The organism is Vibrio sp. sp1, from assembly GCF_016920955.1.
Taxonomy (GTDB): Bacteria; Pseudomonadota; Gammaproteobacteria; order Enterobacterales; family Vibrionaceae; genus Vibrio; species Vibrio alginolyticus.
Window position 1 is genome coordinate 232766 of sequence record NZ_CP060589.1, and the last position, 26782, is coordinate 259547.

Here is a 26782-nt window from a genome sequence, read left to right on the forward strand (position 1 = left end):
TTGGCTTATTTACCTTTTTACATCACGCCAGACGAACTTTCGGCCTACCAAGAAGAACAAGAGCAACAAATTCTAAAGGGGAAAGATCTTGCAACCTGGCACAAGCACGATATTGAGGAACCTTTTCGATACTTATATTTATCGATTGCTATAGCCGCAGTTAGCCCATTATTTTTCCTTACCTATTTCCTACATGATAGTAGTGAAATGATCTTAACTTACATTTTATCGGGTCTGACGATAATCATGTCTGGAGTGTCCTATTTGACTTTTGGTTTAGACAATCGCTATGACTACACCTTGTCCGACAACGGCTTAGTGATAAAAAAGCGACGTGATTTACCTAATTGGGTAAACTCAGCAACGCAGGTCATGGGCTGGGTTGGTGCTATAGTTTGTGTAGTAATGGTAGGTATTGCTGGGCCCATGGTTCTTGTCGGTGCTGGAGGGTTTATACTGGTTTCATTTCGTATGCTAAATCGTCAGCCTGACGAACCTACGGAAGTTCGAGTAGCAGAGACAGAAGATTGGCTGTTCGCCTACTACAACAAAAAGCGTAAAGTGATTCGCTTCTACCACAAGTATGACGAGTGTTCTAAATGGAGCCTAGAGAAGCATACCATCTTCAGAGCTCAAACTCGTGGTTATAGCTACATATTCTTTAGGACTGTTCAAGACCTAGATGCAATGCTAGAGACCCTTTCAAACAAATACGACATTGAATGTATTGATTTTCCAGACCATAAAGCGTTTTTTGAAGGAAGACCTGAACCTCGAATTGAAGATATCCCTTCTCGCAGCCTTGAATTTCCGGTAGCCGATACCTTTGACCTGAGAGCTAAAAACGCCCCACTTCCTGAATGGCGACGTATTTACAACGGCAAGTGGCAAACGGAATCTGAAATCGAACGCTTAAAAGCGGCAGGTGAACAGCAAGCTACTTCCGTTTTATAGTTCACAACAAGCACTACAAAAAGGGCTCCAGGTATCAACCTGCCCCCGTACCTTATGTTTTTGAGAATGCAAAAACATGAGGTACACAAACCAAGCCTAAACTTCTGGTTAGTCAATTTATGTATTTAAGTGGTTTATTGCTCCTTGCTGGCTTAACGAGCTTCTGTTTTTACTTTGGATATCAAAAAATCTCAGCGCTAACTTCCCAAATTGGAGACGTTGCGGTTTACTCAAGGTTTGACTTAGCGATGATTCCATTTGGCTTCGTATTACTTGGAGGGTTAATCAGTGCTTTGTTTTTTGCATTTAAAAAGAAACGCTGGGATCAAGTATATGGAAACGGCTTACAATATTTGATCTTAGGTTCTCTTGCTGTTTCTATCGTATTGACTCTAATTACCCCTTGGATTTATCAAACACGATATGACAATGCTGGACTGAAAGAGTGCTCTCGTTCCCCCGAAGGCTACCTACCATTCTTCGCAACTAAGTTTGCTAGAGAAGAATCTCTTTGCATCACACCAAAAACATTACAGCAACTAGAAGACTCGGATAATCTTTATCCACTTATAAATAAGGATTAGTTCTTGGCATATTCACCATTTTACGTCACCCCAGAAGAGTTGGCAGTTTATCAAGAGGCACAAGAGCAAGAAATACTCGCAGGCGATAACGTCAGAACATGGCATAAGTATGATGTAGAGGAACCATTTCGCTATTACTTTAAACTTTTTGCGTTTCCATTTGTGATCGCCCCATTCCTATTAACTTTGTTTATACATACGAGTGACACGGTTGACGTAACTATTTTTTCTTTTATTTTATCGGTGATGGTGTCTGGAGCCTTTTACCTTACGATTGGCCTCGACTATCGCTATGACTATATTTTTTCTGACAAAGGCTTTGTGATGAAGAAACGTCGCAACATGCCTAAGTGGGTGAATACCGCCATGCAAGCCGTTGGCTGGATAGGTGCAGTGGTATGTGTGGTGATGGTAGCGATGGTTGGCCCGATGGCGTTAGCAGGTGCAGGTGCTTTTATATTAGTCTCCTTTAAAATGCTTAAACGCCAACCAGATGAACCAACAGAAGTGAGAATCGGAGAGCGTGAGGATTGGCTGTTTGCGGACTACAATAAAAAAAGGAAAGTGATCCAGTTCTATTTTAAGCATGACATATGCAGATATCGAGATACTGCTCATAAGACTATCTTTCGCTCACAAGATAGATCAGATTGTTATGTTTTCTTTAAAACTGAAGCGGATTTAGAATCCATGGTCACGCAACTGTCAGAGGTCTACAAACTGGATTGTAAAGAGGTCGATGATCATAAAAAGCTGTTTGAAGCAAAGCCAGAATCAAGGCTCTTTAGTATTCCAGTTTGTAGTAGAGAATATCAAACCGAAGAGGTATTTGATTTAAGGGCGTCAAATGCCCCACTTCCTGAGCGTGAATACCTTTACAACGGCAAGTGGCAAACGGAATCTGAAATCGAACAATCAAAATCTGAACTAACGGCAGCCAAGGTATAAACCTTGGCTTATTTACCTTTTTACATCCCCCATGAAAAGCTTTAGGTTTACTCTGATGTACAAAAAGAAAAATTGGTTCAAATAACGAATTTTTAACTCGAGGATAGGAGAGTAAGCCCGAACCTTTCTATCCTCTACTAAACACCCATTTTGCACTGAGCAAATAATTACTCATCATGCCTGCCAATATGCCTAAGCTCAAAGCCAAATAGACCATCATTCCTTGCGTTCCTAGCGCGAGCGTTACGCCTTTAAACACAATAAAATTCGGCAAAGCACTGATACAGGCACTCATCATAGACTTTTTCCATTGAGCGAAAGGGTTGGTTTTTTCTGCTTGAGAGAAAGTCAGCCAACGATTACCAAGCCAAGTCGTGGTTGCCGCAAATAAAAATGCTATCCCACGAGCCAACATCAGATCCAGACCAAACCAATGGAACAACACAGAAAAGATAAGGGTGTCGACCATAAAGCCGACACCACCTACCAGAGCAAACCTTGTTAACGAAGCATACCTTTCTGACGAAGCAAACTTTGGTAATTTGCGCATTCCGCTATCCAACCACACAGGTGTAGAGTGAGCGTTTCGATTTTGCTGTGAACTCGTTGGTACAACTCAACGCATTTTCATGAATCATGCTATCCACTTGCTGCGATTTACCAATCAGGTGGAATTTCTTCAGATTGTTTAAGTCATTCTTATGTTTAAGCTTTTTCGCCTGACCATGACTATAGAACTGGCCTGAAAACGGGCGCTTACCAATGTAGAAGACCGGAGCATTATCATTAATTTGCGCGAAGATTATGCGGTCGCTGCGGCTATCTGCTTTGCCCATATTCAAAACCAACATCGCAATCATAAGCAGGGCTGGCAACACCGCTGCCGTTCCGGTCAGCCATTTGAAATCGTGTTTATCCACCAGCATTGCAATCAAGATACCCAATGCAGGCACACCCGGTAGCACGTAAGCAGGCAAAATATTCCCAGCCATGGTGAACAAGATCATTGGTGAAATCAGCCAACACATCAGGAAGCTAAATAGACCTTGATGATCGGTTTCAATGGCTTTGAGCACCTTACGACGTTTCCACGCCAAGATAGGCAATACGATTGACCAAGGCGCAGCCGACTGCAGCCAGAATACCCAGATCATCCCACGTGGTTGATCATGAGCAGAGCCATACAGGTCCCCTTCCCAACCGCTGACAACAAAACGCTTAAAGTGCTCGCCAACAATGAAGTAATCAATAAATCCAGGCGTCGCCATTTCTGCCATGATGTACCACGGTAGAGCAATCGCCAGCATGAGCGCCAACCCCGACACAATTGGAAAACGCTGCCACAAGGCTTTGAAGGCACCAAAGAAACCATGCTGAATCACGAGCCAAGGAAATACTGCGATGCCCATGATCACGATCGCCACTGGACCTTTTGCTAACAGCCCACAAGCCAAGCCAAAGAAACCGAGGTAACCCCACAATCGGTCGTGTTTGTCTTTACCAAGCCAGCAATAGTAAAAACCGACCATCGCCATGGTCATTGCCAACGTCAGTGCCATGTCTGTCATCACCGCGCCCGCCGCGATTGAAAAGATGCCACACGTCGCCAATACCAACGCTGCGATGACAGCATTAAAGCCTGCGCGATGCGCCATGAAAGCAACAAAAACAATTGTCGCAACCCCCGCCAACCAATGAGGTGCGCGCACTGCAAATTCATTCAATCCAAACAGCTCAATGCCATAAGCACTCATCCAAGTGAACAGGGGGGGCTTCCCCCAGAAAGGCACGCCGTAATCAAACTGTGGGGTAAGCCAATTGCCGGTTTCCACCATTAAGCGCGCCATTTCGCCGTAGCGGGCTTCCGTGGTGTCCATCAAAGGGTAAGCGGCAAGTGAAATAAGACGGAGTAAAAGAGCAAACGCCAACAACAACCACAGATGGGTTTTATTAATACTCATGATTACGCGGTTTCTCCCAATTTAAACTTCATGGTTTGGATGGATTGATGTTTTGCAGGCTGCTCGTAAACAGACTGAACAAGATAAAGAGGACGTTGCTTGGTCTCGACAAAAATGCGGCCAATGTATTCGCCCAAAAGGCCAATCGACAGCAGTTGCACACCGCCCAATGCAAGTTGGACGACCATCATGGATGGGTACCCAGTGACAGGCTCACCAAACACAACGGTTTTCATCACAATGAATGCGCCATAGATAAAGGCACTGAACGCCACTAGCGCACCAGCAAGTGTCGCTAAGCGCAAAGGACGAATGGAAAACGAGGTAATGCCATCCATTGCAAGGCCAATCAGCTTGAGGTAGTTCCATTTGGTTTCACCACAGAAACGAGCGTCACGCTCAAACTGAACCGTCACTTGCTTGAAACCCGGCCAAGAGAAAATGCCTTTCATGTATCGGTTACGCTCTGGCAGCGCATTGATGTGTTTGACCACTTTTGCGCTCAGTAGACGGAAATCGCCCACATTCTCCGGCACATCCAATTTCGCCATGCTATTAAGCACTTTGTAAAAGCAAGCGGCCGAGAAGCGTTTGAACCAAGTTTCGCCGTGGCGTTCACTGCGCTGCATGTTCACCACGTCATACCCTTCACGCCATTTTGATACCATTTGCGGGATTAACTCCGGCGGGTCTTGCAAGTCAGCATCAATCACGATCACCGCTTCACCTTGGCAGTGTTCCAGCCCCGCACTCATGGCGGACTCTTTGCCGAAGTTACGGCTTAGTGCAATACAACGAACGTCGCTAGAAGATTGAGAAAAGTTTTGCGCGATCATTAGGCTGTCGTCTTTGCTACCGTCGTCCACATAAACGATTTCGCAACGCTCTGGCATTTCATCCAAAACGGTGGCTAAACGACGATGAAATTCAAGCAAGACTTCTTGCTCGTTAAAGAATGGCACCACAACAGACAAAACTGTTTTAGGCTCAGTGTGTTGGCTCACCTTTGAAAAGGTTGCAGAGTGAATGTTAAAGGTTGACATGCTACTCTTCCACTAAATCCGATGAATGAATCCAGTCTACAAACATCAATGTGAAAGAGATGTTGTTGACATCTTTTTCACGTTCTTAGTGAATAATGTTCGGTTAAGACGAAGTCTTATTTTCGAAAACCCGCCCACTTGGAGAGAAATACATGAAACGCGTACTTTTAGTCGAAGATAATCGAGAAATCGCAGGCATGCTGTTCGATTATTTTGAGTGTGCAGGTATGGAACTCGATTATGCAGACAACGGCGAGCTCGGCCTGAAGCTGGCGATGGAAAACACCTTCGACATCATCTTGCTCGACCTCATGCTGCCACGCATGGATGGCCTGACCATGTGTAATAAACTTCGCGACGCGGGCAACAACACACCGGTACTTATGCTGACGGCGCTCGATAGCCGTGACGATATGCTCAAAGGCTTCCAACACGGTGCCGATGACTATCTGACCAAACCCTTCGATCTGGATATTCTAGAAGCGCGTATGATGGCACTGATCCGCCGTTACCGTGGCACTGTCGCATCGAGTAAGTTGGAATACGGTGAAGTTTCTATCGACCAAAAAACACGTAAAGCTTACCGCCAAGATAAACTGCTAGCGCTAAACCCAACCACTTACACCATTCTGGAAATGCTTGTGAAAAGCGCGCCAGACGTAGTGACACGCGAAGAAATCGCCTTCCAACTTTGGCAAGAGAACGAGCCGAACAACGACGTTCTGCGCAGCCACATTTACCAACTTCGCAACCAACTTGATAAGCCATTTGAACAACATGTGCTGATCACCGTACCGAAAGTTGGCTTCCGCTTGGAGACAGGTGCATGATAAATCGCTTACTTGCCAGCACGCAAAGCACACAAAGTATGACAGGGCGACTCGCTCTGTTTTTCTCTTTTGTGTCGGTCGTGATTGGCATCTTCTGCTTTTTGTTGATTACCGGCTCCCTGCTTTGGTCTGAAGACCGCGTGGGCGAGCGTCGTATTATGGTCGACAAAAAAGAAGCGATTGAACATTTCCAGTCCCACCCAGAGCAAGGCAGTATTCAGCTTGACCTGCTCACCACCGCATACAACGACATCTCATTGGTTGCCGAGCGCTACCAAAAATACTTGATTGGTCAAAAGCACTTTCTTGATGAAGTAGAAGACGGTGAATACTCGCGCATGGTTTACATGAGCACTTACACCTATAAAGGCGTTGAGCATCCGGTGATTCTGGTTTCCTTGATTGATGAAATCGAGATCACCTCAGAGGAATTCATTCTCGTCGTCGCAATGGTGCTGTCCATTGTCGCCGTGCTGGTGTTCCTGTTTGGTAGCCTGCTGCTGCGTTTATCACAGCGCCTGATTGAACCCGTCAATGCGCTTAAAATCCAACTCGATCATCACCAAGGCGATGCCACGCAGACCTTTAGTGTGCCTGAGGGCTCAGCCAAAGAGTTCCAAACCCTTGCGGATGAGTTGAATGAGTACCGCCACAAAATCAACCAAGTCATCAAGCGCGAGCAAGCCTTTGCACGATACGCGAGTCATGAACTGCGTACACCGTTAACCGTGATGAAAGGCTCAAGCAGCTTACTGGCGAGAAGTGCGAACACGGATTTCCAAACCCGCCAAGTGCACCGAATTCAGGATGCAACGCAGCAGATGTCGACCATGGTGGATGCCCTACTCGGCTTAGTACGTTACGAGCGTAATGCAGATGATTCACCAGTGCGCAGCATCACCGAAGAAGAACTCAACCAAATCATCTTCCAAAGCCAAGCTCAGGCGGATGAGAAAGCACTCAGCTTTGATGTACAGATCGACGGCAACCCTAGAACGCGCGCGACCAATGCCGTGTTGACCATTATTCTTGGCAACCTGATTCGCAACGGCATCGCTGCGACACCTTCGGGATCAATTCATATCAATATGGATGAAAACACCATCTCGGTGCGCGATGAAGGTGAAGGCTTTTCGACCATTCCACATTCTGATGGGCACGGATTAGGTTTGATGATTGTGGACGATTTGTGCCAACGCTATGGCTGGCAATTTAAGATTGGTACACATCCAGAAGGTGGTTGTGAGGCGGTGATTAATCTTGCGTCAGAGCATCAAGAGGCTTGATCAGAGTAACTTCCTCAGCGCCTAATTCAATTGAGAGGTATCTACTTTGCTAAGTATCAAACGAGCAATTCGATACCTCTTTTTAATTTCGATTGAATGAAATCTTATGCTGCAAGCGCTGCTAGTCGATTGAATGCTTGCGATGCCGATTCCGACGCCTCACACACAGAAAACATATCTTCGATAAAGTACTTCAACGCTCTAGATTCAATGGTTCGGATTGCCGCTTGCTGTTCGTCCGATAAGTAACCGTAAATGCTCGCCGCACCAAAATCGCCGAAGATCATCTCACCTTGCTCATTAACCAAAGTATTGTGCGCATACAAATCGCCATGGCACACCTTGTTGTCGTGCAGGTGATTAAACACGTCCACCATCTGCTCAACAATGGAATTGACTTGCTCGACCGTCAACGTAAAACCTTGTGGGAATGTATCTCGGGTGCAAGTTTCCAACGTTGGTGGCAAACCCAAGTTGTAGTAACAGTTTGGGATCAGCTCCATCACCAAAGCAAGCTCATTACCGTCATCCACTTGCGCGATGGATTTCACCAAGTTGTTGTGATGCCCGGCTTGCAAACATGCTTCAAGTTCATCATGTGGATAGCCGTCGCTGGTCACTTCGCCCTTGAACACTTTCACCGCCACTTCATTCGGGAAGTCGTATTGAGCGTCAGTCCAGTTAGCATGAGAAATCACACCACTCGCACCTTGGCCAAGAACATGATTAAGCGAGTAACTGTTTGTCGTCACTTTCGGCACACTGTCTAACGAAGATGGGTGTTTGCAGAATGGGTTACCTGCGAAAGCAAACCATGCCAATTTAGGCAGCTTCATCAACACATCCGGGAAGTGCTCTAACTGGTTCGCAGATAAACGAATCAATTCTAAATTGACCAAGTTTTCCATGCTGTTTGGCAGTTGTTTGATGCGATTGCCCGCCAATGCAAGCTTTCTTAGGCGTGGTCTTTCACCCAGACTGTTTGGCAGAACTTCAATCTCGTTGTCGGTCAGAATCAACCAACGTAACTGAGTTGGTAGTGAGGCTTCACTCACCACTTTAATCTTGTTGGTTTTAAACCCAACCATCTCAAGGTTTGGCAATTTACCCAAGACCTCTGGCAGATGGGTGAACTGGTTGTTGGAAGCAAAGATGATTTTTAGCTTGGTCAACTGTTCCAACTCTGGTGGTAAATCTGACAGTGCGTTACCAGACAAATCTAACACTTCAAGCGTTTCTGCAAGCTCTAAAATTTCCATAGGAAACTCAGTTAGCCCTTCTGCCAACTTCAGTTGTTTCGTTCCTACTAATTGTCCTGTTTTTAATTGTTCTAGAGTTTGCAAAACCAAGCCTTCTGATTGAGTTGAAATAAGCGGCGTAGTTTACGTGGCTTGAAGCAGAAAGGCGAGCCATTGCATTACAGCCCCAGTAAAAGCGCGTCAAAACATCAGGAATAACCGAAATGGTTGTACTGAAACCCAGACTTTTTATCTGGGTTTAATGGCGTTACACTACGCGCCCTTTTTAAATGGCAAAGGTGACACGGTTTATTCCGTCAGCATCGACATGAAACTCTCAGAAAGTCCTATCACCCAACATAGCTTTAATGGGCACAAATTTTTCCTTAAACGTGACGACATGCTCCACTCCCACTTTTCTGGGAACAAAGCACGTAAGTTTATGACGTTAATGGAAGAGCACAATCCCGACATCACCACGTTAATAAGCTTTGGCTCCGCTCAATCTAATGCCATGTACTCGCTAGCGGCTCTCGCCCAGATTAAAGATTGGGCATTTGAGTTTTATGTTCATCACATTCCATCTTGGCTAAAAAGCTCCCCCATCGGAAACTATCGCGGCGCTCTCGATTTGGGTATGAAAATCACCGCCATGCAAGACATCGGTAGCGAACTCCACCCTAGTGAGTACATCCACCAGGTACGAAGATTAGATGAATCGACATTGCTTATTCCAGAAGGTGGACGTTCCCACCTCGCTGAAGCTGGCATCAAACAGTTAGCACGAGAAATTCTTGATTGGACGCGATTGAGAGGTAAAGAGCAGTTTGCGGTCGCCCTGCCATCAGGCACTGGCACGACGTCTTTATATCTTCATAAACATTTAAGTCCACACGGCATTGAAGTGCTAACTTGCCCTTGCGTAGGCGATGCAGATTACTTAACTGAGCAGTTCAACCAGCTCGGTGAAAACAGCCACCCAACCATTTTAACTATCCGCAACAAACACCATTTTGGTCGCTTGTACGAAGAAGATTACATCACATGGAAAGCACTCTTTGAGCAAACCGACCTCGAATTTGACCTGTTATACGACCCGTATATGTGGCAATGCCTCACCCCTTGGTTGGAAGAGAACACAGATAAAATGGTGATTTATATTCACCAAGGCGGGTTACTTGGCAACGAGTCGATGTTGCCAAGATATCAACGAGAATTTGAATAGCGTGTTCAGATAAAGTTGTTGTTGATTCCAGTGATTACTCTATTTGATGAGCGCCAGAATTTCTTTGAATTCAGGTGCTCGGCAATCTTCGACCATTTCATACAAACACATTTCTAGCCCAGTGAGCACCACACCGTTAGCGGTTAACTTCGCAAGAGCGAGCGCTTTATTGGCAGCGGTTCGGGAAGATACACAATCCGTGACTAATTCAACGCGATAACCGGACTGGCGCAGAGAAACCGCGGTTTGATAGACGCAAATGTGGGATTCAATACCGCAAACCAACCAGGTATCAACTTTCGCGTTCTCCACCGCGACCTTAAACGTCGCCTCTTTGCAACCATCAAACGTGTACTTGGTAATAGGTAAATGCGTGCTTTCAAGCACTTCACGAATCGGCTCCGCGGTTGGGCCCAACCTTTCTCGATTCTGTTCTAGCCACAGAATAGGCAAATCTAGTGCTTTGGCACCCTTTACCAGTTTCGTGATATTTTCAATCAGTGCGTCGCTTTCATGCATTAATGTAGCGAGTTTGCCCTGAACATCCACCACAATCAGGCCCGTGTTTCCTTTCGATAACATTTCCATCTCCTATCTTGTGCGACCACAAACCATACTCAATAAGTTGAGCAACAGTTAATGTATCAGAACCCTTTCATGTTAGAGCAATAAAACCTAGAAAGATGACCTTCGCTCACACATTTGCCCTTAGGTAAGTGTGGTTTGAACTGACTATTTAAATTTCTCTCGAATTAGCTCAATCAAGGCTTTGACTTTATTGGGCAGAAATAAGGCCGAGGGATAAATCAGAGTAAGATGCTGCTTCGGATGCGCGAATTGAGGCAGCACCTCGACCAACAAACCGTCTCTCAGTGCAGGCTTGGAATGAATTTGAGGAATAAACGCGATGCCGTTTCCTGCTATCGCCATCGAGCGCAGCAAGTTGAGGTCATCCGAACGCAACGCCACATGCAGATCTGAATCGAGCAAATCGGCATTGTAACGATTAGTTAAAAGGCGATGCTGCTTAAGATCTTCCACCGTTTTTACTGGCGGATGCGATTCTAGATAGGCTTTTGACGCAACAAAGTGACTACGATAAGGCAAAAGACTGAACTGCACATAGCTGTCATCGGTGACTTTGACCACGCTCGGAAGAAGCTGTAAATCAAACGATTGACGCTTAAGATCGACACTCTCTTGATGGTTTTCAATCTCGACCGAAATCTCCGGATACCGCGTTGTGTACTCGGTGATGATCGCGTTAAACGCGGCAGAGCTCATCAATGCGGAAGGAATGGCTAAACGCACCTTGCCCGTCAGCTCTTGTTGATATTCGTGCATGGCATTTAAACCTTGCTGAATATGGTCAATAGGCTGCCCCACCAACTCAAACAAGCGTTTCCCGTGCTCCGTCAACTCAATGCTGCGTGTTGTGCGGATCAAAAGCTGTACCCCGAGCGATTTCTCTAATTCTTGCAGGCGACGACTCACTTTTGAGCGTTGTAGTTGATTCGCCTCTGCCGCTGCACTTATACCGCCGTGAACCACCGTCTGAGTGAATAGGTAAATATCATCAAAACTAACGTTCATTGTCCTATTTTTAGGTCATTTATGTTCGTATTATCATTCTACTGAATTGTGAGTGACTTCTCTATAATTCGCTATCCAATATGTTTAACGGAACTTGTAATGACGGCTGACCAAAAATTCAAACACTGGATGCGAACTTTGATTGTCCTGTTCATCGTACTATTTTTGTACATTATCATTGCTGACCGCCACGCCCCCTTAACGACCGAAGGACGAGTGCAAGGATACGTTGTCCAAGTCGCACCCGAGGTATCTGGTAAAGTGACCGACGTTCTCATCGAGAATAACCAGTCCGTTCAAAAAGGCGATGTGTTGTTTACGATTGATGATCGTAAATACAAGATAGCGCTTGAACAGGCGGAGCTGTCTCTGCAATCCGCCTATGAAAAAGAAGCAACGCTGTATTCTCAACGCGAAGCCGCTCTTGCCAATATTGCCCGCGCACGAGCGACATTTGATAATGCACACCGCGAGTACAACCGCTTACTGACACTATCGAAGCAGAAAGTCATCTCTCAATCGACACTCGATAATGCCTTTGCCCAAAATCAGGTATCACGTGCAGCGCTTAAAGCGGAACGACAAAACTTAAAAGTCATTGAGGCGCAATTAGGCGACCAAAAAGGTCAAAGCACCGCCGTTCGAATTGCCAAAAACGGCATCGAAAAGGCGCAACTTGATTTGACAAATACCGCGGTACTCGCTCCCAGTGATGGTGTCGTGACCAACCTGCAACTAGAAGTTGGCACGATGGCAAACACCAACATGCCATTGCTGACGTTTGTACCAACAGGATCACTCTGGGTAGCCGCTGATTTTCGTGAAAAATCCGTCGCGAACGTAGACAAGACTTTCCACGCCTTGGTCACATTTGATGCCAACCCAGGTTCGGTGTACGACTTTGATTTAGCTAGCCGCGATTACGGTGTAGCAGCCGCACAACAAACGCCTAATGGCGCACTGACCAAAGTGGAAGTGAACAACCGCTGGGTACGTGATGCGCAGCGTACACGAGTGAACCTAACCAGCAGCGAAGAGTTACCACCAGCACTGTTTGTCGGCTCTCGCGCTACCATTGTTTTGTACCCAGACAACAGCATTTTCTGGCAGTTGATGGCGCAAGCACAGATTCACCTCGCAAGCTGGTTCCACTTCATTTACTAGGCGGCGACAATGAAAACCTTACGAATTTGGTTCGGCTGCTCTTTAGGGCTCGCGCTAAGCATGATCTTCGGTTGGTCTTACGGATTTTTTGCCATCATGATGCCGCTGTTTATATTGGGCAAAATGGACAACTTTAATATTTCGGCTTTATTGATCGTGTTTTTCTCTGCGGTGTGGACAACCATACAAGCCACATTTTTGCTGGAATGCTTGCAGTTTCATCCAACATTAATGACCGTTGCCGTCGGAATTATGATGCTGTTCAAGTGCATTGCAATGATGAACCAGAAAACCTATTTGTTTGGTTACATGGGGCTGTTGGTGGGTTCAATTGTGTTGAATTTTGCCAGCTATAACTTCATGGATATTGAAGAGTTCAACGTCAACATGTGGGTGATGGCGTTCAGCAATATTTTTGTTTGCGCATTCGCGTATTGGTTGTTCCCGGAGCCAAAATCCCCCGCCGAGCACCTTGAGATGTCGACCCCAGTAAAAAGCGATATTGACTACATCAGCCAAGTTGCTATGGGTTGGGTAGTGGCGATGGCTGCGTTTATCGTATTCCAAGTAGCGGACTTATATGACTCGCTATCCGCACAAGCTTCCATTTTGATCATCCTAACCCCAATGACTTTAGCGGGCTCGCTCGCCATGGCAAAAATTCGCATCATCGGCACCGCACTAGGCTGCATCGCAGGGATGGCTGTTCAGCTGATATTGGGCAGTTGGTATGGGCATGGGCTACTCTTTTGGCTCGCCTTTACCATTGCAATGGGGCCATTCTGCTTGTGGCTCACCAAGGGGCAAATTAAAGCGGCTATCGCGTTTTCTGCCATGTCTGCCCTATCGGTTCCGCTGACGACCTCGTTGGTGCCAGAACAAAAAGACGCGTTCTTTTCGATCTTGTACCGTTTCAGCTCGATTTTCGTTGCGGTTCTGCTCACCGCGATGGTGATGTGGGTGGTGCATCACTGGATTCGTGTGATGTTGCTAAAGCATCCTGAGATTAAGAACGTAGAGTTGAATTAAATCTGGCCGAGGCTGGAAACGGGAAATGTATGCCGCTCACTTTACTGTGAGCGGCATTTTTATTTAAAACGGTCACCCTGAACATCGAGGAACGAGCGTGGTTCAGGATCTACCCACCGAGTGCTTTGAAGTGCGAAAGTTATCGCTATTTCCTAGCGTGCTGTAATCAGATTCCTAGTCTCGTCTAGACTCGCTGGAATGACCCTACCTTAGAGCTGCTCTAATACCTGAGGGATGGCGAGCAATGTATCTTCCAACATCCATCATCCTGAACAGTGAGGGACGAGCGTGATTCAGGATCTACTCACCGACTGCTTTGAAGTGCGAAAGTTATCGTCATTTCCTAGCGAGCAGTAAACCGATTCCTAGTCTCATTTAAACTCGCTAGAATGACCCTAATTTTAGTTCATGGTGCGGAGCCTAAGTATTAATATCAACCCACCAACTCTTTACGAATGATCTCCGCACCCGCACTTAACGCATTGAGCTTAGCGGTCGATACTTCACGAGACAAAGGCGCCATACCGCAGTTGGTACATGGGTAAAGCTTGTCGGCATCAACGTACTTCAACGCCTCTCGCAGTGTGTTCGCCACTTCTTCTGGCGTTTCAATTTCGTTGGTAGCGACGTCAATCGCACCAACCATCACCTTCTTACCGCGAATCAACTCAAGTAACTCAATAGGCACTCGTGAGTTATGACACTCAAGCGAGATAATATCGATATTTGACTGCTGCAATTTAGGGAATATTTCTTCGTATTGTCGCCATTCAGTGCCTAGCGTTTGCTTCCAATCCGTGTTCGCTTTGATGCCGTAGCCATAGCAGATGTGCACTGCAGTTTCACATTTCAGCCCTTCAATCGCACGCTCTAAACACGCAATGCCCCATTCGTTCACATCATCGAAGAACACATTGAACGCAGGTTCATCGAATTGAATAATGTCGACACCCTCCGCTTCAAGCTCTTTCGCTTCTTGGTTGAGGATCTTCGCAAATTCCCAAGCCAGCTTTTCACGGCTACCGTAATGATCATCATAAAGTGTGTCGATCATCGTCATAGGGCCTGGCAGCGCCCACTTGATAGGTTGCTTAGTTTGCTGACGCAAGAACTTGGCATCTTCAACAAACACGGGCTTTGTGCGGCTTACTGGGCCAACCACAGTCGGAACATTTGCTTCATAACGGTTGCGAATGGTCACCGTTTTGCGGTTTTCAAAATCTACGCCGCTTAAATGCTCAATAAAGGTCGTCACAAAATGTTGGCGAGTTTGCTCGCCATCACTGACGATATCAACGCCTGCCAGTTCTTGTTCTTGCAAAGCGACACGTAGCGCATCGCGTTTGCCATCAATCAGTTCTTCACCTTGCAGTTTCCACGGTGACCAAAGTTTTTCTGGTTCGGCCAGCCAAGAAGGTTTCGGTAAGCTGCCAGCCGTTGAAGTCGGTAATAGTGTTTTCATCGTCATTCCTTTCTAGATTCTCGTTGTCGATTACGCGTAGTTTGCAGACCATTGTTCAAGCACAGATTGATAAGGTTTGATGAAATGCTCCTCGGCAAATTTCCCTTGTTCAATCGCCAGTTGGCTGCGCTCTTCTCGGTCGTAAACGATTTGAGTTAGCGAGTGGTCTAGGTTTTTTAGGTTTGGCTGGTAGCAATTACCGGCAACCGCGTTGGCATTGTAAATCTCAGGTCGGTAAATCTTCTGGAATGTCTCCATCGTGCTTATCGTGCTGATAAGCTCTAGGTTTGAGTAGTCGTTCAGCAAGTCACCGAAGAAATAGAATGCCAATGGTGCGACACTGTTTGGTGGCATAAAGTAGCGCACCTGTAAGCCCATCTTTTTGAAGTACTGCTCCGTCAACGAAGATTCGTTCGGCTGATATTCAAAGCCCAAAACAGGATGTTGGTTTTCGGTGCGTCGATATACCTTGTTGTCCGATACGCTCAGACAAATCACTGGCAGCTTTTTGAAATGCTGTTTGTAAGACTCAGAATTAACGAAAGCTTTGAACAGTTTGCCATGCAAATCACCGAAGTTCGCTGGGATACTGAACTGTGGCTGGTTTTTGTTGTGGTCCAACAGCAAAACGCTAAAGTCGTAATCACGCACGTATGAAGAGAAGTTGTTGCCCACAATGCCTTCGATACGCTCGTTAGTGTTGTGGTCAACAATGTTAGTTTTGAGCACTTCAATCGATGGGAATGCTTCTCCACTACCTTGGATATCCATATCAACAGAGATGATTTCAAGTTCAACTGAGTAGCGGTCACCTTGCGCGTTATCCCAATATGCCAACGCATTAAAACGATTATCGATCATTCGGAGCGCATTGCGCAGATTCTCTCGACGGTAGTTTCCGCGAGCCAGATTAGCAAAGTTGGTAGTGATTCGCGTGTTGTCTGATGGTTGGTAATTCTCATCAAAGCGAATGCTTTTGATAGCAAATGTGAAATCGTTATTCATCGTGAGTTGGTATCCTATTTCCTTAGATAAAGCAGACTTTTCCTAACTCTGTGCATGGGGACATTTTTTGTTTTTTGGTTTTCCCAATCGTTAGGTTGCACAGCACTTACGACGAACGGTTCGTACAAAAAACGACCGTCGCAGTGCCTAACACCAGAGCAGTCCTTTTTTTATACTTGCTTCACGAGTTGAGTAATATTGGTATTGTTTCACATTGAACATGAAGGAAATTCATAGTGGCAGTTCCAACCCTGAGAGAGCTATCGTAGATACTGTTTTTCATTGACACCAATACACGTAACTTGGCGAGCATATTGCCAATATGTGTAATTAAGAAACGGATAAGAGATTAGCAGTACGTAAACCAGTTTAAGCCGAGAAAACGCATTGTATGAACAAGGCACCAACTGGAATATAGGGCAGCGTAACTTAAATAGCACTTTTCACACTCCATCGTTTATTCAAGCATTCGTTTAATTAGAAGTACGTTACATTTTATATTCTCGAAACATGATTATTTAATAATCTTATTTATTTCTTTTTCTATCTTTACCATCTTAAACGTAAAGTTTAATTTCCTGCTGTAAAAGCACATATAACTTCATACACGAACATGGCAACTTCATTGACGGACTTTATCACTAAACTATTACATTAAGCTCTAAAAAATAATAACAAAAAAACATAAGCCACTGTTTTAATTTGAATTAAACCCATAAACCCGAGATAACCACATAACGATACTTTACTTAATTTGGTATAACAAAAACCCTAAAAATAACATGGCTAACATTTATAAAATTCACTTTTATCAATAGAAAATCTCAACACAACATTAGAAAATTAAAATTAAGCAATAACTTAAAAAGACAAGACTTAATAACCAAATTCTTATTTATTATAGTTGAGTGGTGAATTTAAAAACTATGAGACATTAATCCCACGAATCTATCCTTTTTCTTTTTTTAATAAAAAACAAGATGCACTATTTCACCGCTCATTTATTGAGCTTGAATTTATAACCTGTCCATAATTATAAAGTGCCCATCAAGATGGTTTAAAACAAAAGTCTTTATGGGCTGACTAATAGGAAAAAATAATGGAAAAGCAGCATCTTTCCGCGAGTATTATCGCACTCGCTTTACTTGGTTCTTTAGCACCAGCACATGCTGAAGATACATTGAAATCTTACACTTCGACATTGCTTCAGCTTGATGATGGTGATGCACGCTCGAAAAAAATCCGCTTAATTTATTCTTTAGAAAATGTCTGGAACCAATCTTTGCTACCAAATGGCGCTAAAGAAGCCAAGTTGATCCTAAATGGCGGTTCTGGCTTCGACATGACTAATGTTCCAAACAAAGAACAAATCTATGGTTTTGCTACTGGGGGAGATTACCGTTACACCGTTCCAACGGCTTTTAAGCTGGCACTGAGCTATTTAAATGGCGCCCCTTTACGCCACATGAGCCATGCTCCAGAAAACACCATTGCAACGGCATCTGTCAGTGAGTCGCTAGATTTTAACCTTGGATTCAGTGCTTCTACTTCTCCAAATATTAGTGGGGGAATCTCCTGGAGCAACCGTGTAACGTACGACCAGCCAGAGTTTCAAACGGTTGCCGATTTTAACCAAGCTAACGAAAGCATTAATTGGTTAATTGAAAACAAGACTATCCGCCATAATACGCCAGCTAAAGACTGGTTATTGTATCGTTGGACCAGTTGTGACATGGGTAATTTGATTGATTACAATGAGTTACCTGTCGTTATGCGTTCAGACTTTAAACCACAAGTCGGCGTCGTATATAGAAAAAATGACATTCAAGATGGCCTAGATACATCAGAGGTCAAGCTGGTTGCTGGTTGGCGAAAAACCAATTACTACTTTGGTCGCGACTGGTGTAGCTGGTATACCACTCCAGAAAATACCTGGAAGAAAAATCGTGATAGCAGTCAATGGACAGAGACTAGCCGAGCCGTAACTATCTCTTGGAATGACGATCTCTACCACTAACTTATTAGCCTGCGGCCACGGAATAAATAAGTGGCCGCCGTATTTACTAATGAAATAAACGGTAAGACATGACACATGACAAGTAACAAAAACCTCTTGACTGGATCGGCGCTAGCACTTGGTGCAGTACTCGCCATATTTCTGATTAATTCAAATAACAAGAATGCCCAGACCGAACCTGTTGCAAGCCTTGACGAGCAAATCAAGACAGAAGACGCTGCTACAATAAGTGTAACGCCTCCTGAGAGCGATGCTGCTCAAAAGGTGGTTACCACTCCAACACCACAAAGTGGCAATGATGATACTTCCGACGTCATTCCAGCTACACCTTGGATATCTGCCCCATTAAATGAACTGAGCAATGAACTGTACGATTTTATTGAAGCTGAACAGGTAAGTTACATCAGTACGACCAACTATCCATTCGACGAGCAAAAGCAAAAACAATTGCGAACATTAGCCAAGCAAGGGGTTCCTATCTTGTTTGACAATACGGAGTCATCCTATTTGGATAGCTACGGTGTCAGCGAAACCAAAATCGTATCAGAGTATTTTGGTACGGCGTCTGAAGGTGATGTCATCATCGCTACCGGAGTACAGAATGCAGATGGCAGCATTCATTATCTAGTTTTGCCTTTGAAGAGCAAAGATCTCAACGATAACAGTAAATTGATTGAGGACACTAAGCTCGCAATCACTCTACTTAAAGAACAAAAGCATGACTTGATAAAAGAGAGACAAAACGAACATCGCCAATAAAAAGTAAAGGGAGATAGCCTCTGTATCGCTATTTCCCTTAAAACTCAGTTTCTCAATTAAGAAAAGCTCATTTCTCCCTACTTACCGGCACCCTATCCGAAATTACCTTGCCGTCTTTGATAATGATGATGCGTTTAGTGCGCTCTGCCAGAGCGTTATCGTGCGTCACGATGATCAATGTTCTACCTTCGGCGTGGAGTTGGTTGAACAGAGCTTCGATCTCAGCACCAGATTTTGAATCGAGCGCGCCAGTTGGCTCGTCAGCTAGGATGATTTGCGGATCGTTGACCAAGGCTCTTGCAATCGCAACTCTCTGCTTTTGACCACCAGAAAGCTGGTTTGGTTTATGGTCTAAACGATCCCCTAGCCCGACTTGCTCTAGCAATTTAGCTGCGCGCTGGCGACGTTCTTTGGCTTTGATACCAGAGTAAACCAACGGCAGTGCCACGTTATCAAGCGCCGTCGCGTATTCCAATAAGTTAAAGCTTTGGAAGACAAATCCGATCTTTTGGTTACGAATGCCAGCCAGCTCATTCGCACTTAAACTTGCGACGTTTTGGCCGCCAAGTTGGTACTCGCCATCGGTGGGCTTATCTAAACAGCCGAGCATGTTCATCAACGTTGATTTGCCTGAACCGGACGGGCCAAGAATCGAAAGAAACTCGCCTTGATTAATGGTTAAGTCAACGCTGTCTAGCGCGCGAACTTCCGCCTCCCCGCTTGAGTAGTATTTACAGATGTTGGTCAGCTCAACAAGCGGCTTGTTCGACATGTTCTCTCCAGAGTTATTGTTGTTATTCACTTTGTAGCGCCTCCAACGGGCTGACTTTTGCGGCTCGGTTTGCAGGTAGCCATGCAGATGCCACACCAATGATCACTAAGGTGAGGATGACAATCGCGACAACGACCCACGACAACTCCGGGACAGGTTTACCCAGTTGTTCATAAAAGGCATTGCCCTCTAAAGGAATGGAACTGATGGCAGACACCAGCGCGTACGTCACGCCTAAGCCAAGCGCGCCCCCCATCATCATTGTCAATAAAGACTGCACTAAATAGTGCATGCGAATGGCCATTGGAGTTGCACCGACTGCCATGCGCACGCCGATATCACGCGTAGATCGCTTTACGGTGGCATACATCACATTGGCGATGCCAACGCCAGCAACAGCTAACGTCACGAAGCCGATAATGCCAAGGAAACTCTGCAAACCTATCAGAAACTGCTGCATACTCTTTTGCTTAAGGAACATATCATCGACTTGGACGACCTGTTCATCACTGACACTTGCCCCGTGTTTACGGGCAATCACTTGCCTGATCGTCTTTGCTAAGGCTTCTCGGTCTACATCCGCTTGTGGCTGCACATTGATGCCACCAATTTCACCGTTGACATGAAATCGCTTCCACGTCGCTAACGGCACAAAGCTGGAATAGTTGATAAGATCCCCCAGTTCTATTTGGGCGCTGTTTTTCTCCAATACGCCCACAACAGTGAACTCCTCATTGCCGATTTTTACCTTTTTCCCCACAGGGTTGACTTGCAATGTGACTGTCGCAAACCAACTAAAGTCCTCATTCGGGTTGAATAAGTCGGCTGCCAGTTCATAACCCAGTACAACGACTTTGCGCGTCTCTTTTTGATCGAGTGGGTTTAACCATCGTCCCCCCGCCATCGGCACCAAATTGGTCATGGATTGAAACTCGCTCGTGACCGCTAACGGCTCTTGCCACGAGCTTCTGTCACCAACGGTGATGCGCTCTTTCCACTTCGCCGTTGGCGCAACGCTTTTTACATCGGGTAACGTTCGAACAACCTCTGAATCGTCCATTTTTAGTGTCAGAAACTTACCTTGGTGAAAAGCACCGTGGTCGACGGTGGCCATCCCTCCGGTCAAATAAATCAAGTTGCCGTTACCATTTTGTGCGGTTTTCAATACCCCCTGACGAATGCCCTCACCTACCGCCAACATAGCAGCGATACAGAGGGTCGCCCACGCTACTGCCAGAATGGTCAAACCCAATCTCAGCTTTTCTGCGGCCATTTCTTGGAAAATTTGTCTCATCGGTAACAACATGACTAAGCCCTCGCACTCAAAGCAATGACTGGCGTGAGACGCGATGCTCGCCTTGCTGGGAAATACGACGCCATCAAGGCCAAGATAAGCGTCACAAGTAAAGACCAAGCAATGGAATCTGGCGTGATCACAGGTAAACCAATCCATTCCGGTAATGCCATGCTGCTTAGGACAGATACCACTGCATACGAAAACATCAGACCTAATGCCGTGCCCACAGCTACCAAAATAAGCCCTTCAAGAATAAACTGACTGAGTATGGATTTTTGAGTCGCCCCTATCGCCAAACGCACACCGATTTCACGCGTGCGCTCCGTGACAGATAAAAACATGATGTTGGCAACGCCAAGCGCACCGACCGCCATGGTCATCGCGCCGCTCGCTCCAAGAAAAATCTGAATGCCACGCAAAATTCCACTGATGACCGCTGCACCTTCACTAAAATCGGGTAGTTCGACCGCATCTTTATCACTTGGGTCAAAATGAAGCTGCTTGGCGAAAAAGTTCACGATATTTTGTCGAAATGACGATGCATCCATCCCTTCTCTCGGCTTCATCAATACCATCCAAGGTTTCGCATCCCACAAATCGCGGTACGTTGTTTGAGGAATGAAAACCGTGCGGCTATCGCCGAATGAAATGCCAGTGTCCTCACCAACGGTTATCCCAATCACCAAAAACGGAATGCCGTTGACTTTGAGCCTATCCCCGATTTGGATTCCGCCCATTTGCGCAATTTGATCGCCTAACACCGCCACGCGAGTGTGGTTGTCCATATCACTTGGTGACAGGTTTCTCGAACCGGATTGCAGCTTGCGTTGCATTAAAGGAAAGTAAGACGTATCAATACCGCTGACCGTACTCGATAAATTCTGTCCTTTGAGATTGGTGATATTCGCATCCCATTTGGCGTAAACGCTTGACGCCTGTTGCACGAAGCCCGACTGTTTGATCATGTCGACTTTTTCTTGTGGTATATCAATTTGGCGTCTTGAAGGTAACCCTTGCCACGGTTTACTGGTACTCGACGGAAACACCACTTGCACATTGTTGATCATAAATGAAAACGACTGAGTCTGATGGCGATAAAAGCCTTCGCCAAGTGCGATTAACACCACCACAGAGATCACGCCCCAAGCAATCGCGATAATGGCTAGCACGCTCTTCATGCGATGCGCCATCAACGTTTGCCAAGTTTGCTGCAACAGGCTGCTCATGAATGAAAAGCCCGAGAGATCAACGCCATGGTATCGTCATCGAGTTTCCCTGCGGTTTGCAGTAAGCCGATTCTCTTACGCCAGTAGCTGTACAAGTTGGTTTGCAGACTGTTTTTCGCCTCAAACAAGCTGTTGTGTGCGCTGATAACTTCCGACACTTCAAGCAGACCAGCGTCGTAAAGTTTCTCTTTGCTTTGCAACACTCTGGCGCGCGACTCAACTAGCTCGTTCGCTATCAAAACTTGATTCCAGTTGATATCGACCTGCGTAAACTGCTGAATAACTCGTTTCTGAATATCAATTTCCACTCTACGCATATCTTGCTTGGCGCTTAAAATGTTCAACGATGCTTCGTCCACTTTCGCTCGCACTGCACCATTGAGGTCAATCGGCAAACTCAAACTAATCCCAGCGTTAAACTCGCCGTTTGAACGATTGTCACCATCGCTGTAGCCCACACTGCCTTTGACGGTTGGGTAGTATCCACCTTTAGCTGAATCTTTCGCGAACTCGCTCGCTTTCACCATCTGCGCCGCCACCAACAGCTCTGGACTGCTGTCTTTAGCCAGCTTTAGCCATTGCTCCTGAGAGTCCACCAGCATCGGCGGCTGAATCAAAGAATCCGTTCGAATTTGGTCGACACTCTCCGGCATTTGATTGATTAACGCCGCAAGCTCTGCTTTTTTCACTTCGAGATCGGCTTTTGCATTGAGGATACTTGCTTGCTCAGAGACTTGATTCGCTCTCATCTCTTCGACATCAACCGACTTCACTTTGCCTGCTCGATAGCGTTTCTCAATGATGTTGAGAAGTTCTTTCCCCTCCTCCAGCTTGGACTGTGCCAATTTGAGGTCGCCCTGTGCGCTTGCCACATCTAGGTAAGCGGTGAGCAACTTCTGCGCAAGCTCGTTATGTGATTGAGATAGCTCTAACTGTGCTTTGAGATAATTGGCATTCGCTTGATCCAGTTCCGACCACAAGCTGCTATCCCAAATAGTTTGAGATAAGGTAGCGCCGTAACTGTTCGAATGGCTTGAGGACTCATTCCAATCCGCTGACACACTGGCACTTAAACCCGGCAATAACGCACTGCGGCTACTCTGTACGCCAACCTCGCCAAGCTGGACGCCGATTTTCGCTTTTTCGTAATTTGGATCGTTCTGCTTTGCTTGTTGCCAAGCTTGTTCAATAGAAATTGCGTAGGTCGGCAAACTGAGCGTGGCAGCCAACAATGCAAAGGCGATTGTTGATCGTTGCAGCTTAACCATGCGCCGCTCCCATCATACTGTTGTCGATAACCTCTTCATCAAGCTCCACGCCGTCAAGCACTTCGACATTGATGCCATCTGACAGACCGAGTTTCACAGGTTGTTTATGAAACCCTTGTTCTGAGCTATCGGGGATCAGAACATTCGGTGCGTCACCATCAAATTGCAGAGCGCGCTCCGGTAGAGTGAGCACGTTTTCAGACTTCTTCAGAATGATTTGAGCCGTCGATGAAAAACCAGAACGAAGCAACACATCTTGTGGGATCTTGAGTTCTCCCACTTCAACCTCAAAACCGTTATCAAAACTTTTTGCAGAAGCATTGCCCTCTGGTGAGTTAAGGTTCTCAGATTGAATCGCCACTTTGGTTAGCACACCAGAAATCGCCACATCAGGATAAGGCGCAACCGTCAACATAACGGGCATTCCCGGAGACAACTGCGCAGCATCATGCTCACTGACGCTACCTTTAAAAATCAGACTGTTCATGTCGGCCAATGACATCATTTCAGTCGCGGCTTGGCTTGATTGAGTCGAGATGATCGGCTCTCCGACCTCAACTTTCTGGTTGAGTACCGTGCCATCAATTGGCGCGTAGATCGTCGACGTTAAACGCGCATCACCGATAGACGCCTCACCACTGCGGATGAGTTCGAGATTCTGGCGCTTTTGCAATACGTCCGCTTGCGCAGATTTGACTGCCGAGCGCGCACTTACGTATTCGTCGTAGTTACTTGGAATAATGTCCTGCTTGACCAAGCTTTCTAAGTTGGACAGTTTTTGTTTGGCGGATTCCAGATCGGCTTCGCTACGCATGAGTTCTGCCGATGCATCCGTTAATGCTTGGGGAGTTGGGTTTGGACGCACTTTGATCAGCGGCTGGCCTTGCTTCACTTTTTCACCAACTTTCGCATAAATTTCACCGACGATACCGTCGATTTGTGACTTGATAGACACGGAGTGTGCAGGGACAATTTTACCAACAGCCACCGCTTGTTTTTCAATCGTGCCTTTTTCCACAATCAATGTAGGCAGCAATTCTGGTTGAGCAGCAGATTGGAGATAGAAATACGTACCACCGCCGAGCAGCGCGAAGCTCACAGCGGAGACAAACCAACGTTTCGTCATTATTTATTCCAACAATTATTGGGTAGTCTAATGACTACTCCTAAAACACAAAGTTGAAGGAATAATATCCTGCTTTAATAGCGGTTTGGTTGTCACAGTTGGTATGGTTTTGTCAGTCGGCTCTGACAATCAAAGACCAAAAAACCTCGACGAATCATTCAGCAAAGACGCTATCTACGATGGCGACTAACATGCTCTGTAACCGCTCGTTTCAACCACCACCCTTTTCATTCTGAACAATGTGCAAAATGGCGCTGATCTGTATCCTCCAATCGCATATCCATACAGTCTTGCGCCTCACGTCCTAAAGCAGGAAAAACCACATGCGCTTTTAAAATGCCTTGGCTGATAAAGCCGCATTTCTCCAACACACGGATACTCGCGTGGTTGCCAATATGCGGGGCGGTGCGAATGCGCGTTATACCCAAGCTTTGCAGGTAGACAACGCCAAGTTTGCAGGCTTGGGTTGCATAGCCTTTTCCCCGATAGCGAGCAGAAATACCAAAATGGATTTCACTGCTGTCTTGCTCAGGTATCAGCACCAGACAACCAATAGGAGTTTGAGAAGTGAGTTCTTCAATAGCGAAGACTAAGAGATTGGGAGACTTTTGATCATATTGAGCACGCCATCTTTCGATAGCTTCAAGGGTTTGATTAACATTTTGGTGGACTTGGCGATTGAGGAAGCGGCATGCTTGCTCATCGCCTAAATAGTTTTCAAACAGGGGAGCAGCGTCTGTTGTTTTGAGGTGTCTGATTGCCACTTGTTGAGATTCAACTCTCATCATGATTTAGCTCTGATAAACATTCGGTTTCCAGATTTGCATGAAGTTTTCTACTGGAGCAATAGGAGTGAACCCAAACTGTTCGTACAACCCATGAGCATCGCGGGTTGCAAGCATCATACGGCGTAAGCCTTGTAGTTCTGGATGAGCAACAATTTCTGAGATCAACCACTTACTGATGCCTTTACCACGGTGTACCTCCATAACAAACACATCGGCAAGGTACGCAAACGTGGTACGATCGGTAATTAACCGAGCAAAAGCAACGAGTTGATTTTCATCATCCAAAACCGCGAAACAGAACGAATGGCGCAATGACTTCTCAAGGCGTTCTCTTGGAATGCCCTTTCCCCAGTAACTGTTTGAAATGAACTCGTAGATAACGTCTAAATCCATGTCATCTAACGACGTAGTAATTTGAAATCCTTGCATTGTATCCCTCAACATTGATTTATATTTTCTTAGCCACACAGACAAGCGAGTTGGCATTCGCCTCAAATGCTTGCGCTGACCAAGACTGGTACTTCTCTATGATTCTGAATCCCGCTTGTTCAAGGAAAACCTCTATGTCTTCCAGCGGACGATATTTTAAATCAATGCTGGAATACTCAATCGTTCCACCTTCAAAATGGCGCTCTTTCTTCAAATACATGATGGATGTTTGCAAGTCATACTCGGCCTTCATACCGAAATAATTCACTTCACCATAGGTTGGAGAAACATAGGTTTGCCACAGTGCCATCTCATTATCCAGTTCTAGATTCTCTGGCGTTGGTAACCGCGTATCGAAGACAAATCGCCCACCTTTTTCGAGGTGTCTTGATATTGAGCTCAGTGCACCTGCTAGCATCTCATCACTTAAAAAGGCTTGGAATGCATTCCCTGTCATTATGGCTAGGTCAAACTTCTTACCTAACGAAAACTGGGTTGCGTCGAGATGAAGAAAACGCAAGTTACTCCTGCTTTTGGCTTTGTCCTTTGCGTGTTTGAGCATCCCTTCAGAAATATCAATGCCAATGGCTTCGTTGAGTTGCTCAGAGACTGGAATCGTGACAATGCCGGAACCACAACAGACATCCAGTACACTTCGAGCATTGGTTTCTTCGATTAACCTTGTGATAAAAGCAATGTCGTGATGGTAATGCTGGTCGTATTGAGCATCGTATTCAATGCCAGACCCGAACTCGGTTAAATCTTGTGTTTTCAAAAA

At 45.8% G+C, this 26782-nt stretch carries 26 protein-coding genes; 10 read left to right on the forward strand and 16 right to left on the reverse strand.

Annotated features, from left to right (window positions below; genetic code table 11):
- The 3 genes from H9L11_RS01120 (at position 1) to H9L11_RS01130 (ending at position 2486) form a co-directional block, all read left to right on the forward strand.
- Complete coding sequence (locus H9L11_RS01120; protein WP_182016746.1) at positions 1–954, forward strand: hypothetical protein; 954 nt, start codon at positions 1–3, stop codon at positions 952–954.
- Positions 955–1073: 119 nt separating this feature from the next.
- Positions 1074–1538: a DUF2079 domain-containing protein gene (locus H9L11_RS01125; RefSeq protein ID WP_182016748.1), complete on the forward strand. Its 465-nt coding sequence runs from the start codon at positions 1074–1076 to the stop codon at positions 1536–1538.
- 3 nt (positions 1539–1541) lie between these two features.
- Complete coding sequence (locus tag H9L11_RS01130) at positions 1542–2486, forward strand: hypothetical protein (RefSeq protein WP_171344315.1); 945 nt, start codon at positions 1542–1544, stop codon at positions 2484–2486.
- Positions 2487–2613: 127 nt separating this feature from the next.
- On the opposite strand, the gene H9L11_RS01135 is transcribed toward H9L11_RS01130, so the two are convergent.
- From H9L11_RS01135 to H9L11_RS01145, 3 genes are read right to left on the reverse strand one after another with little or no spacing between them, the layout of a single operon-like run.
- Positions 2614–3036: a GtrA family protein gene (locus H9L11_RS01135; protein WP_053306596.1), complete on the reverse strand. Its 423-nt coding sequence runs from the start codon at positions 3034–3036 to the stop codon at positions 2614–2616.
- A gap of 4 nt (positions 3037–3040) precedes the next feature.
- Positions 3041–4447: a glycosyltransferase family 39 protein gene (locus H9L11_RS01140; protein ID WP_182016750.1), complete on the reverse strand. Its 1407-nt coding sequence runs from the start codon at positions 4445–4447 to the stop codon at positions 3041–3043.
- A 2-nt stretch (positions 4448–4449) separates the two neighbouring features.
- Positions 4450–5490 (reverse strand): glycosyltransferase family 2 protein, encoded by a 1041-nt coding sequence (locus tag H9L11_RS01145; RefSeq protein ID WP_205390936.1) that lies wholly within the window; start codon positions 5488–5490, stop codon positions 4450–4452.
- A 152-nt stretch (positions 5491–5642) separates the two neighbouring features.
- Here H9L11_RS01145 and H9L11_RS01150 point away from each other — a divergent pair, with 152 nt between their 5' ends.
- Both H9L11_RS01150 and H9L11_RS01155 read left to right on the forward strand, forming a co-directional pair.
- Positions 5643–6320: a response regulator transcription factor gene (locus H9L11_RS01150; RefSeq protein ID WP_005389368.1), complete on the forward strand. Its 678-nt coding sequence runs from the start codon at positions 5643–5645 to the stop codon at positions 6318–6320.
- Positions 6317–7606 carry a HAMP domain-containing sensor histidine kinase gene (locus H9L11_RS01155; RefSeq protein WP_205390937.1) on the forward strand — a complete coding sequence of 430 codons (1290 nt, stop codon included), beginning with the start codon at positions 6317–6319 and terminating at the stop codon, positions 7604–7606. Before H9L11_RS01150 ends, H9L11_RS01155 begins: the two co-directional genes overlap by 4 nt.
- A gap of 104 nt (positions 7607–7710) precedes the next feature.
- On the opposite strand, the gene H9L11_RS01160 is transcribed toward H9L11_RS01155, so the two are convergent.
- On the reverse strand, positions 7711–8949 hold the full coding sequence (locus tag H9L11_RS01160; protein WP_064354152.1) for a leucine-rich repeat-containing protein kinase family protein: 1239 nt from the start codon (positions 8947–8949) through the stop codon (positions 7711–7713).
- A gap of 223 nt (positions 8950–9172) precedes the next feature.
- Between H9L11_RS01160 and H9L11_RS01165 the strand changes: the two genes are divergently transcribed.
- Positions 9173–10069 carry a 1-aminocyclopropane-1-carboxylate deaminase/D-cysteine desulfhydrase gene (locus H9L11_RS01165; protein WP_064354217.1) on the forward strand — a complete coding sequence of 299 codons (897 nt, stop codon included), beginning with the start codon at positions 9173–9175 and terminating at the stop codon, positions 10067–10069.
- A gap of 39 nt (positions 10070–10108) precedes the next feature.
- On the opposite strand, the gene H9L11_RS01170 is transcribed toward H9L11_RS01165, so the two are convergent.
- Both H9L11_RS01170 and H9L11_RS01175 read right to left on the reverse strand, forming a co-directional pair.
- Positions 10109–10651, reverse strand: a complete 543-nt coding sequence (locus H9L11_RS01170; protein WP_064354153.1) for an isochorismatase family protein — start codon at positions 10649–10651, stop codon at positions 10109–10111.
- A gap of 150 nt (positions 10652–10801) precedes the next feature.
- Positions 10802–11662, reverse strand: coding sequence for a LysR family transcriptional regulator (locus H9L11_RS01175; RefSeq protein ID WP_005376746.1), 861 nt, complete (start codon positions 11660–11662; stop codon positions 10802–10804).
- A gap of 99 nt (positions 11663–11761) precedes the next feature.
- Between H9L11_RS01175 and H9L11_RS01180 the strand changes: the two genes are divergently transcribed.
- Together H9L11_RS01180 and H9L11_RS01185 are read left to right on the forward strand one after the other, a co-directional pair.
- A complete protein-coding gene (locus tag H9L11_RS01180; RefSeq protein ID WP_205390938.1) occupies positions 11762–12826 on the forward strand; it encodes an HlyD family secretion protein in 1065 nt (354 codons plus the stop codon).
- Between the two features lie 9 nt (positions 12827–12835).
- Positions 12836–13855 (forward strand): DUF2955 domain-containing protein, encoded by a 1020-nt coding sequence (locus H9L11_RS01185; RefSeq protein WP_205390939.1) that lies wholly within the window; start codon positions 12836–12838, stop codon positions 13853–13855.
- A 433-nt stretch (positions 13856–14288) separates the two neighbouring features.
- Here the strand turns inward: H9L11_RS01185 and H9L11_RS01190 are convergent, their stop codons facing one another.
- Both H9L11_RS01190 and H9L11_RS01195 read right to left on the reverse strand, forming a co-directional pair.
- Positions 14289–15317, reverse strand: a complete 1029-nt coding sequence (locus H9L11_RS01190) for a methionine synthase (RefSeq protein ID WP_033905704.1) — start codon at positions 15315–15317, stop codon at positions 14289–14291.
- Between the two features lie 30 nt (positions 15318–15347).
- Positions 15348–16322, reverse strand: coding sequence for a DUF1852 domain-containing protein (locus H9L11_RS01195; RefSeq protein WP_017636059.1), 975 nt, complete (start codon positions 16320–16322; stop codon positions 15348–15350).
- 1099 nt (positions 16323–17421) lie between these two features.
- On the opposite strand from H9L11_RS01195, the gene H9L11_RS01200 reads away from it, so the two are divergent.
- On the forward strand, positions 17422–18339 hold the full coding sequence (locus H9L11_RS01200; RefSeq protein ID WP_005376731.1) for a leukocidin family pore-forming toxin: 918 nt from the start codon (positions 17422–17424) through the stop codon (positions 18337–18339).
- Between the two features lie 75 nt (positions 18340–18414).
- On the forward strand, positions 18415–19098 hold the full coding sequence (locus H9L11_RS01205; protein ID WP_205390940.1) for a topoisomerase I: 684 nt from the start codon (positions 18415–18417) through the stop codon (positions 19096–19098).
- Between the two features lie 67 nt (positions 19099–19165).
- On the opposite strand, the gene H9L11_RS01210 is transcribed toward H9L11_RS01205, so the two are convergent.
- The 8 genes from H9L11_RS01210 to H9L11_RS01245 form a co-directional block, all read right to left on the reverse strand.
- Positions 19166–19870: an ABC transporter ATP-binding protein gene (locus H9L11_RS01210; RefSeq protein ID WP_205390941.1), complete on the reverse strand. Its 705-nt coding sequence runs from the start codon at positions 19868–19870 to the stop codon at positions 19166–19168.
- A 22-nt stretch (positions 19871–19892) separates the two neighbouring features.
- Entirely contained in the window at positions 19893–21176 is a 1284-nt protein-coding gene (locus H9L11_RS01215; RefSeq protein WP_205390942.1) for an ABC transporter permease, read from the reverse strand.
- A gap of 2 nt (positions 21177–21178) precedes the next feature.
- Positions 21179–22393 (reverse strand): ABC transporter permease, encoded by a 1215-nt coding sequence (locus H9L11_RS01220; RefSeq protein WP_047010017.1) that lies wholly within the window; start codon positions 22391–22393, stop codon positions 21179–21181.
- A complete protein-coding gene (locus H9L11_RS01225; RefSeq protein ID WP_205390943.1) occupies positions 22390–23661 on the reverse strand; it encodes a TolC family protein in 1272 nt (423 codons plus the stop codon). The genes H9L11_RS01220 and H9L11_RS01225 overlap by 4 nt, the downstream gene beginning before the upstream one ends.
- Positions 23654–24787 (reverse strand): efflux RND transporter periplasmic adaptor subunit, encoded by a 1134-nt coding sequence (locus H9L11_RS01230; RefSeq protein ID WP_064368623.1) that lies wholly within the window; start codon positions 24785–24787, stop codon positions 23654–23656. Before H9L11_RS01230 ends, H9L11_RS01225 begins: the two co-directional genes overlap by 8 nt.
- Before the next feature lie 227 nt (positions 24788–25014).
- Positions 25015–25575: a GNAT family protein gene (locus tag H9L11_RS01235; protein ID WP_205390944.1), complete on the reverse strand. Its 561-nt coding sequence runs from the start codon at positions 25573–25575 to the stop codon at positions 25015–25017.
- Positions 25576–25578: 3 nt separating this feature from the next.
- Complete coding sequence (locus H9L11_RS01240; protein WP_161440840.1) at positions 25579–26004, reverse strand: GNAT family N-acetyltransferase; 426 nt, start codon at positions 26002–26004, stop codon at positions 25579–25581.
- Between the two features lie 19 nt (positions 26005–26023).
- Positions 26024–26779: a class I SAM-dependent methyltransferase gene (locus H9L11_RS01245; protein ID WP_005376712.1), complete on the reverse strand. Its 756-nt coding sequence runs from the start codon at positions 26777–26779 to the stop codon at positions 26024–26026.
- Positions 26780–26782: the final 3 nt, after the last annotated feature.

Coding starts and splice junctions, on each gene's coding strand:
- H9L11_RS01125 (WP_182016748.1), top strand. CDS start 1,074: ATGTATTTAAGTGGTTTATTGCTCCTTGCTGGCTTAACGAGCTTCTGT.
- H9L11_RS01135 (WP_053306596.1), bottom strand. CDS start 3,036: ATGCGCAAATTACCAAAGTTTGCTTCGTCAGAAAGGTATGCTTCGTTA.
- H9L11_RS01140 (WP_182016750.1), bottom strand. CDS start 4,447: ATGAGTATTAATAAAACCCATCTGTGGTTGTTGTTGGCGTTTGCTCTT.
- H9L11_RS01145 (WP_205390936.1), bottom strand. CDS start 5,490: ATGTCAACCTTTAACATTCACTCTGCAACCTTTTCAAAGGTGAGCCAA.
- H9L11_RS01150 (WP_005389368.1), top strand. CDS start 5,643: ATGAAACGCGTACTTTTAGTCGAAGATAATCGAGAAATCGCAGGCATG.
- H9L11_RS01155 (WP_205390937.1), top strand. CDS start 6,317: ATGATAAATCGCTTACTTGCCAGCACGCAAAGCACACAAAGTATGACA.
- H9L11_RS01165 (WP_064354217.1), top strand. CDS start 9,173: ATGAAACTCTCAGAAAGTCCTATCACCCAACATAGCTTTAATGGGCAC.
- H9L11_RS01170 (WP_064354153.1), bottom strand. CDS start 10,651: ATGTTATCGAAAGGAAACACGGGCCTGATTGTGGTGGATGTTCAGGGC.
- H9L11_RS01175 (WP_005376746.1), bottom strand. CDS start 11,662: ATGAACGTTAGTTTTGATGATATTTACCTATTCACTCAGACGGTGGTT.
- H9L11_RS01180 (WP_205390938.1), top strand. CDS start 11,762: ATGACGGCTGACCAAAAATTCAAACACTGGATGCGAACTTTGATTGTC.
- H9L11_RS01185 (WP_205390939.1), top strand. CDS start 12,836: ATGAAAACCTTACGAATTTGGTTCGGCTGCTCTTTAGGGCTCGCGCTA.
- H9L11_RS01190 (WP_033905704.1), bottom strand. CDS start 15,317: ATGAAAACACTATTACCGACTTCAACGGCTGGCAGCTTACCGAAACCT.
- H9L11_RS01195 (WP_017636059.1), bottom strand. CDS start 16,322: ATGAATAACGATTTCACATTTGCTATCAAAAGCATTCGCTTTGATGAG.
- H9L11_RS01200 (WP_005376731.1), top strand. CDS start 17,422: ATGGAAAAGCAGCATCTTTCCGCGAGTATTATCGCACTCGCTTTACTT.
- H9L11_RS01205 (WP_205390940.1), top strand. CDS start 18,415: ATGACAAGTAACAAAAACCTCTTGACTGGATCGGCGCTAGCACTTGGT.
- H9L11_RS01210 (WP_205390941.1), bottom strand. CDS start 19,870: ATGTCGAACAAGCCGCTTGTTGAGCTGACCAACATCTGTAAATACTAC.
- H9L11_RS01215 (WP_205390942.1), bottom strand. CDS start 21,176: ATGTTGTTACCGATGAGACAAATTTTCCAAGAAATGGCCGCAGAAAAG.
- H9L11_RS01220 (WP_047010017.1), bottom strand. CDS start 22,393: ATGAGCAGCCTGTTGCAGCAAACTTGGCAAACGTTGATGGCGCATCGC.
- H9L11_RS01225 (WP_205390943.1), bottom strand. CDS start 23,661: ATGGTTAAGCTGCAACGATCAACAATCGCCTTTGCATTGTTGGCTGCC.
- H9L11_RS01230 (WP_064368623.1), bottom strand. CDS start 24,787: ATGACGAAACGTTGGTTTGTCTCCGCTGTGAGCTTCGCGCTGCTCGGC.
- H9L11_RS01235 (WP_205390944.1), bottom strand. CDS start 25,575: ATGATGAGAGTTGAATCTCAACAAGTGGCAATCAGACACCTCAAAACA.
- H9L11_RS01240 (WP_161440840.1), bottom strand. CDS start 26,004: ATGCAAGGATTTCAAATTACTACGTCGTTAGATGACATGGATTTAGAC.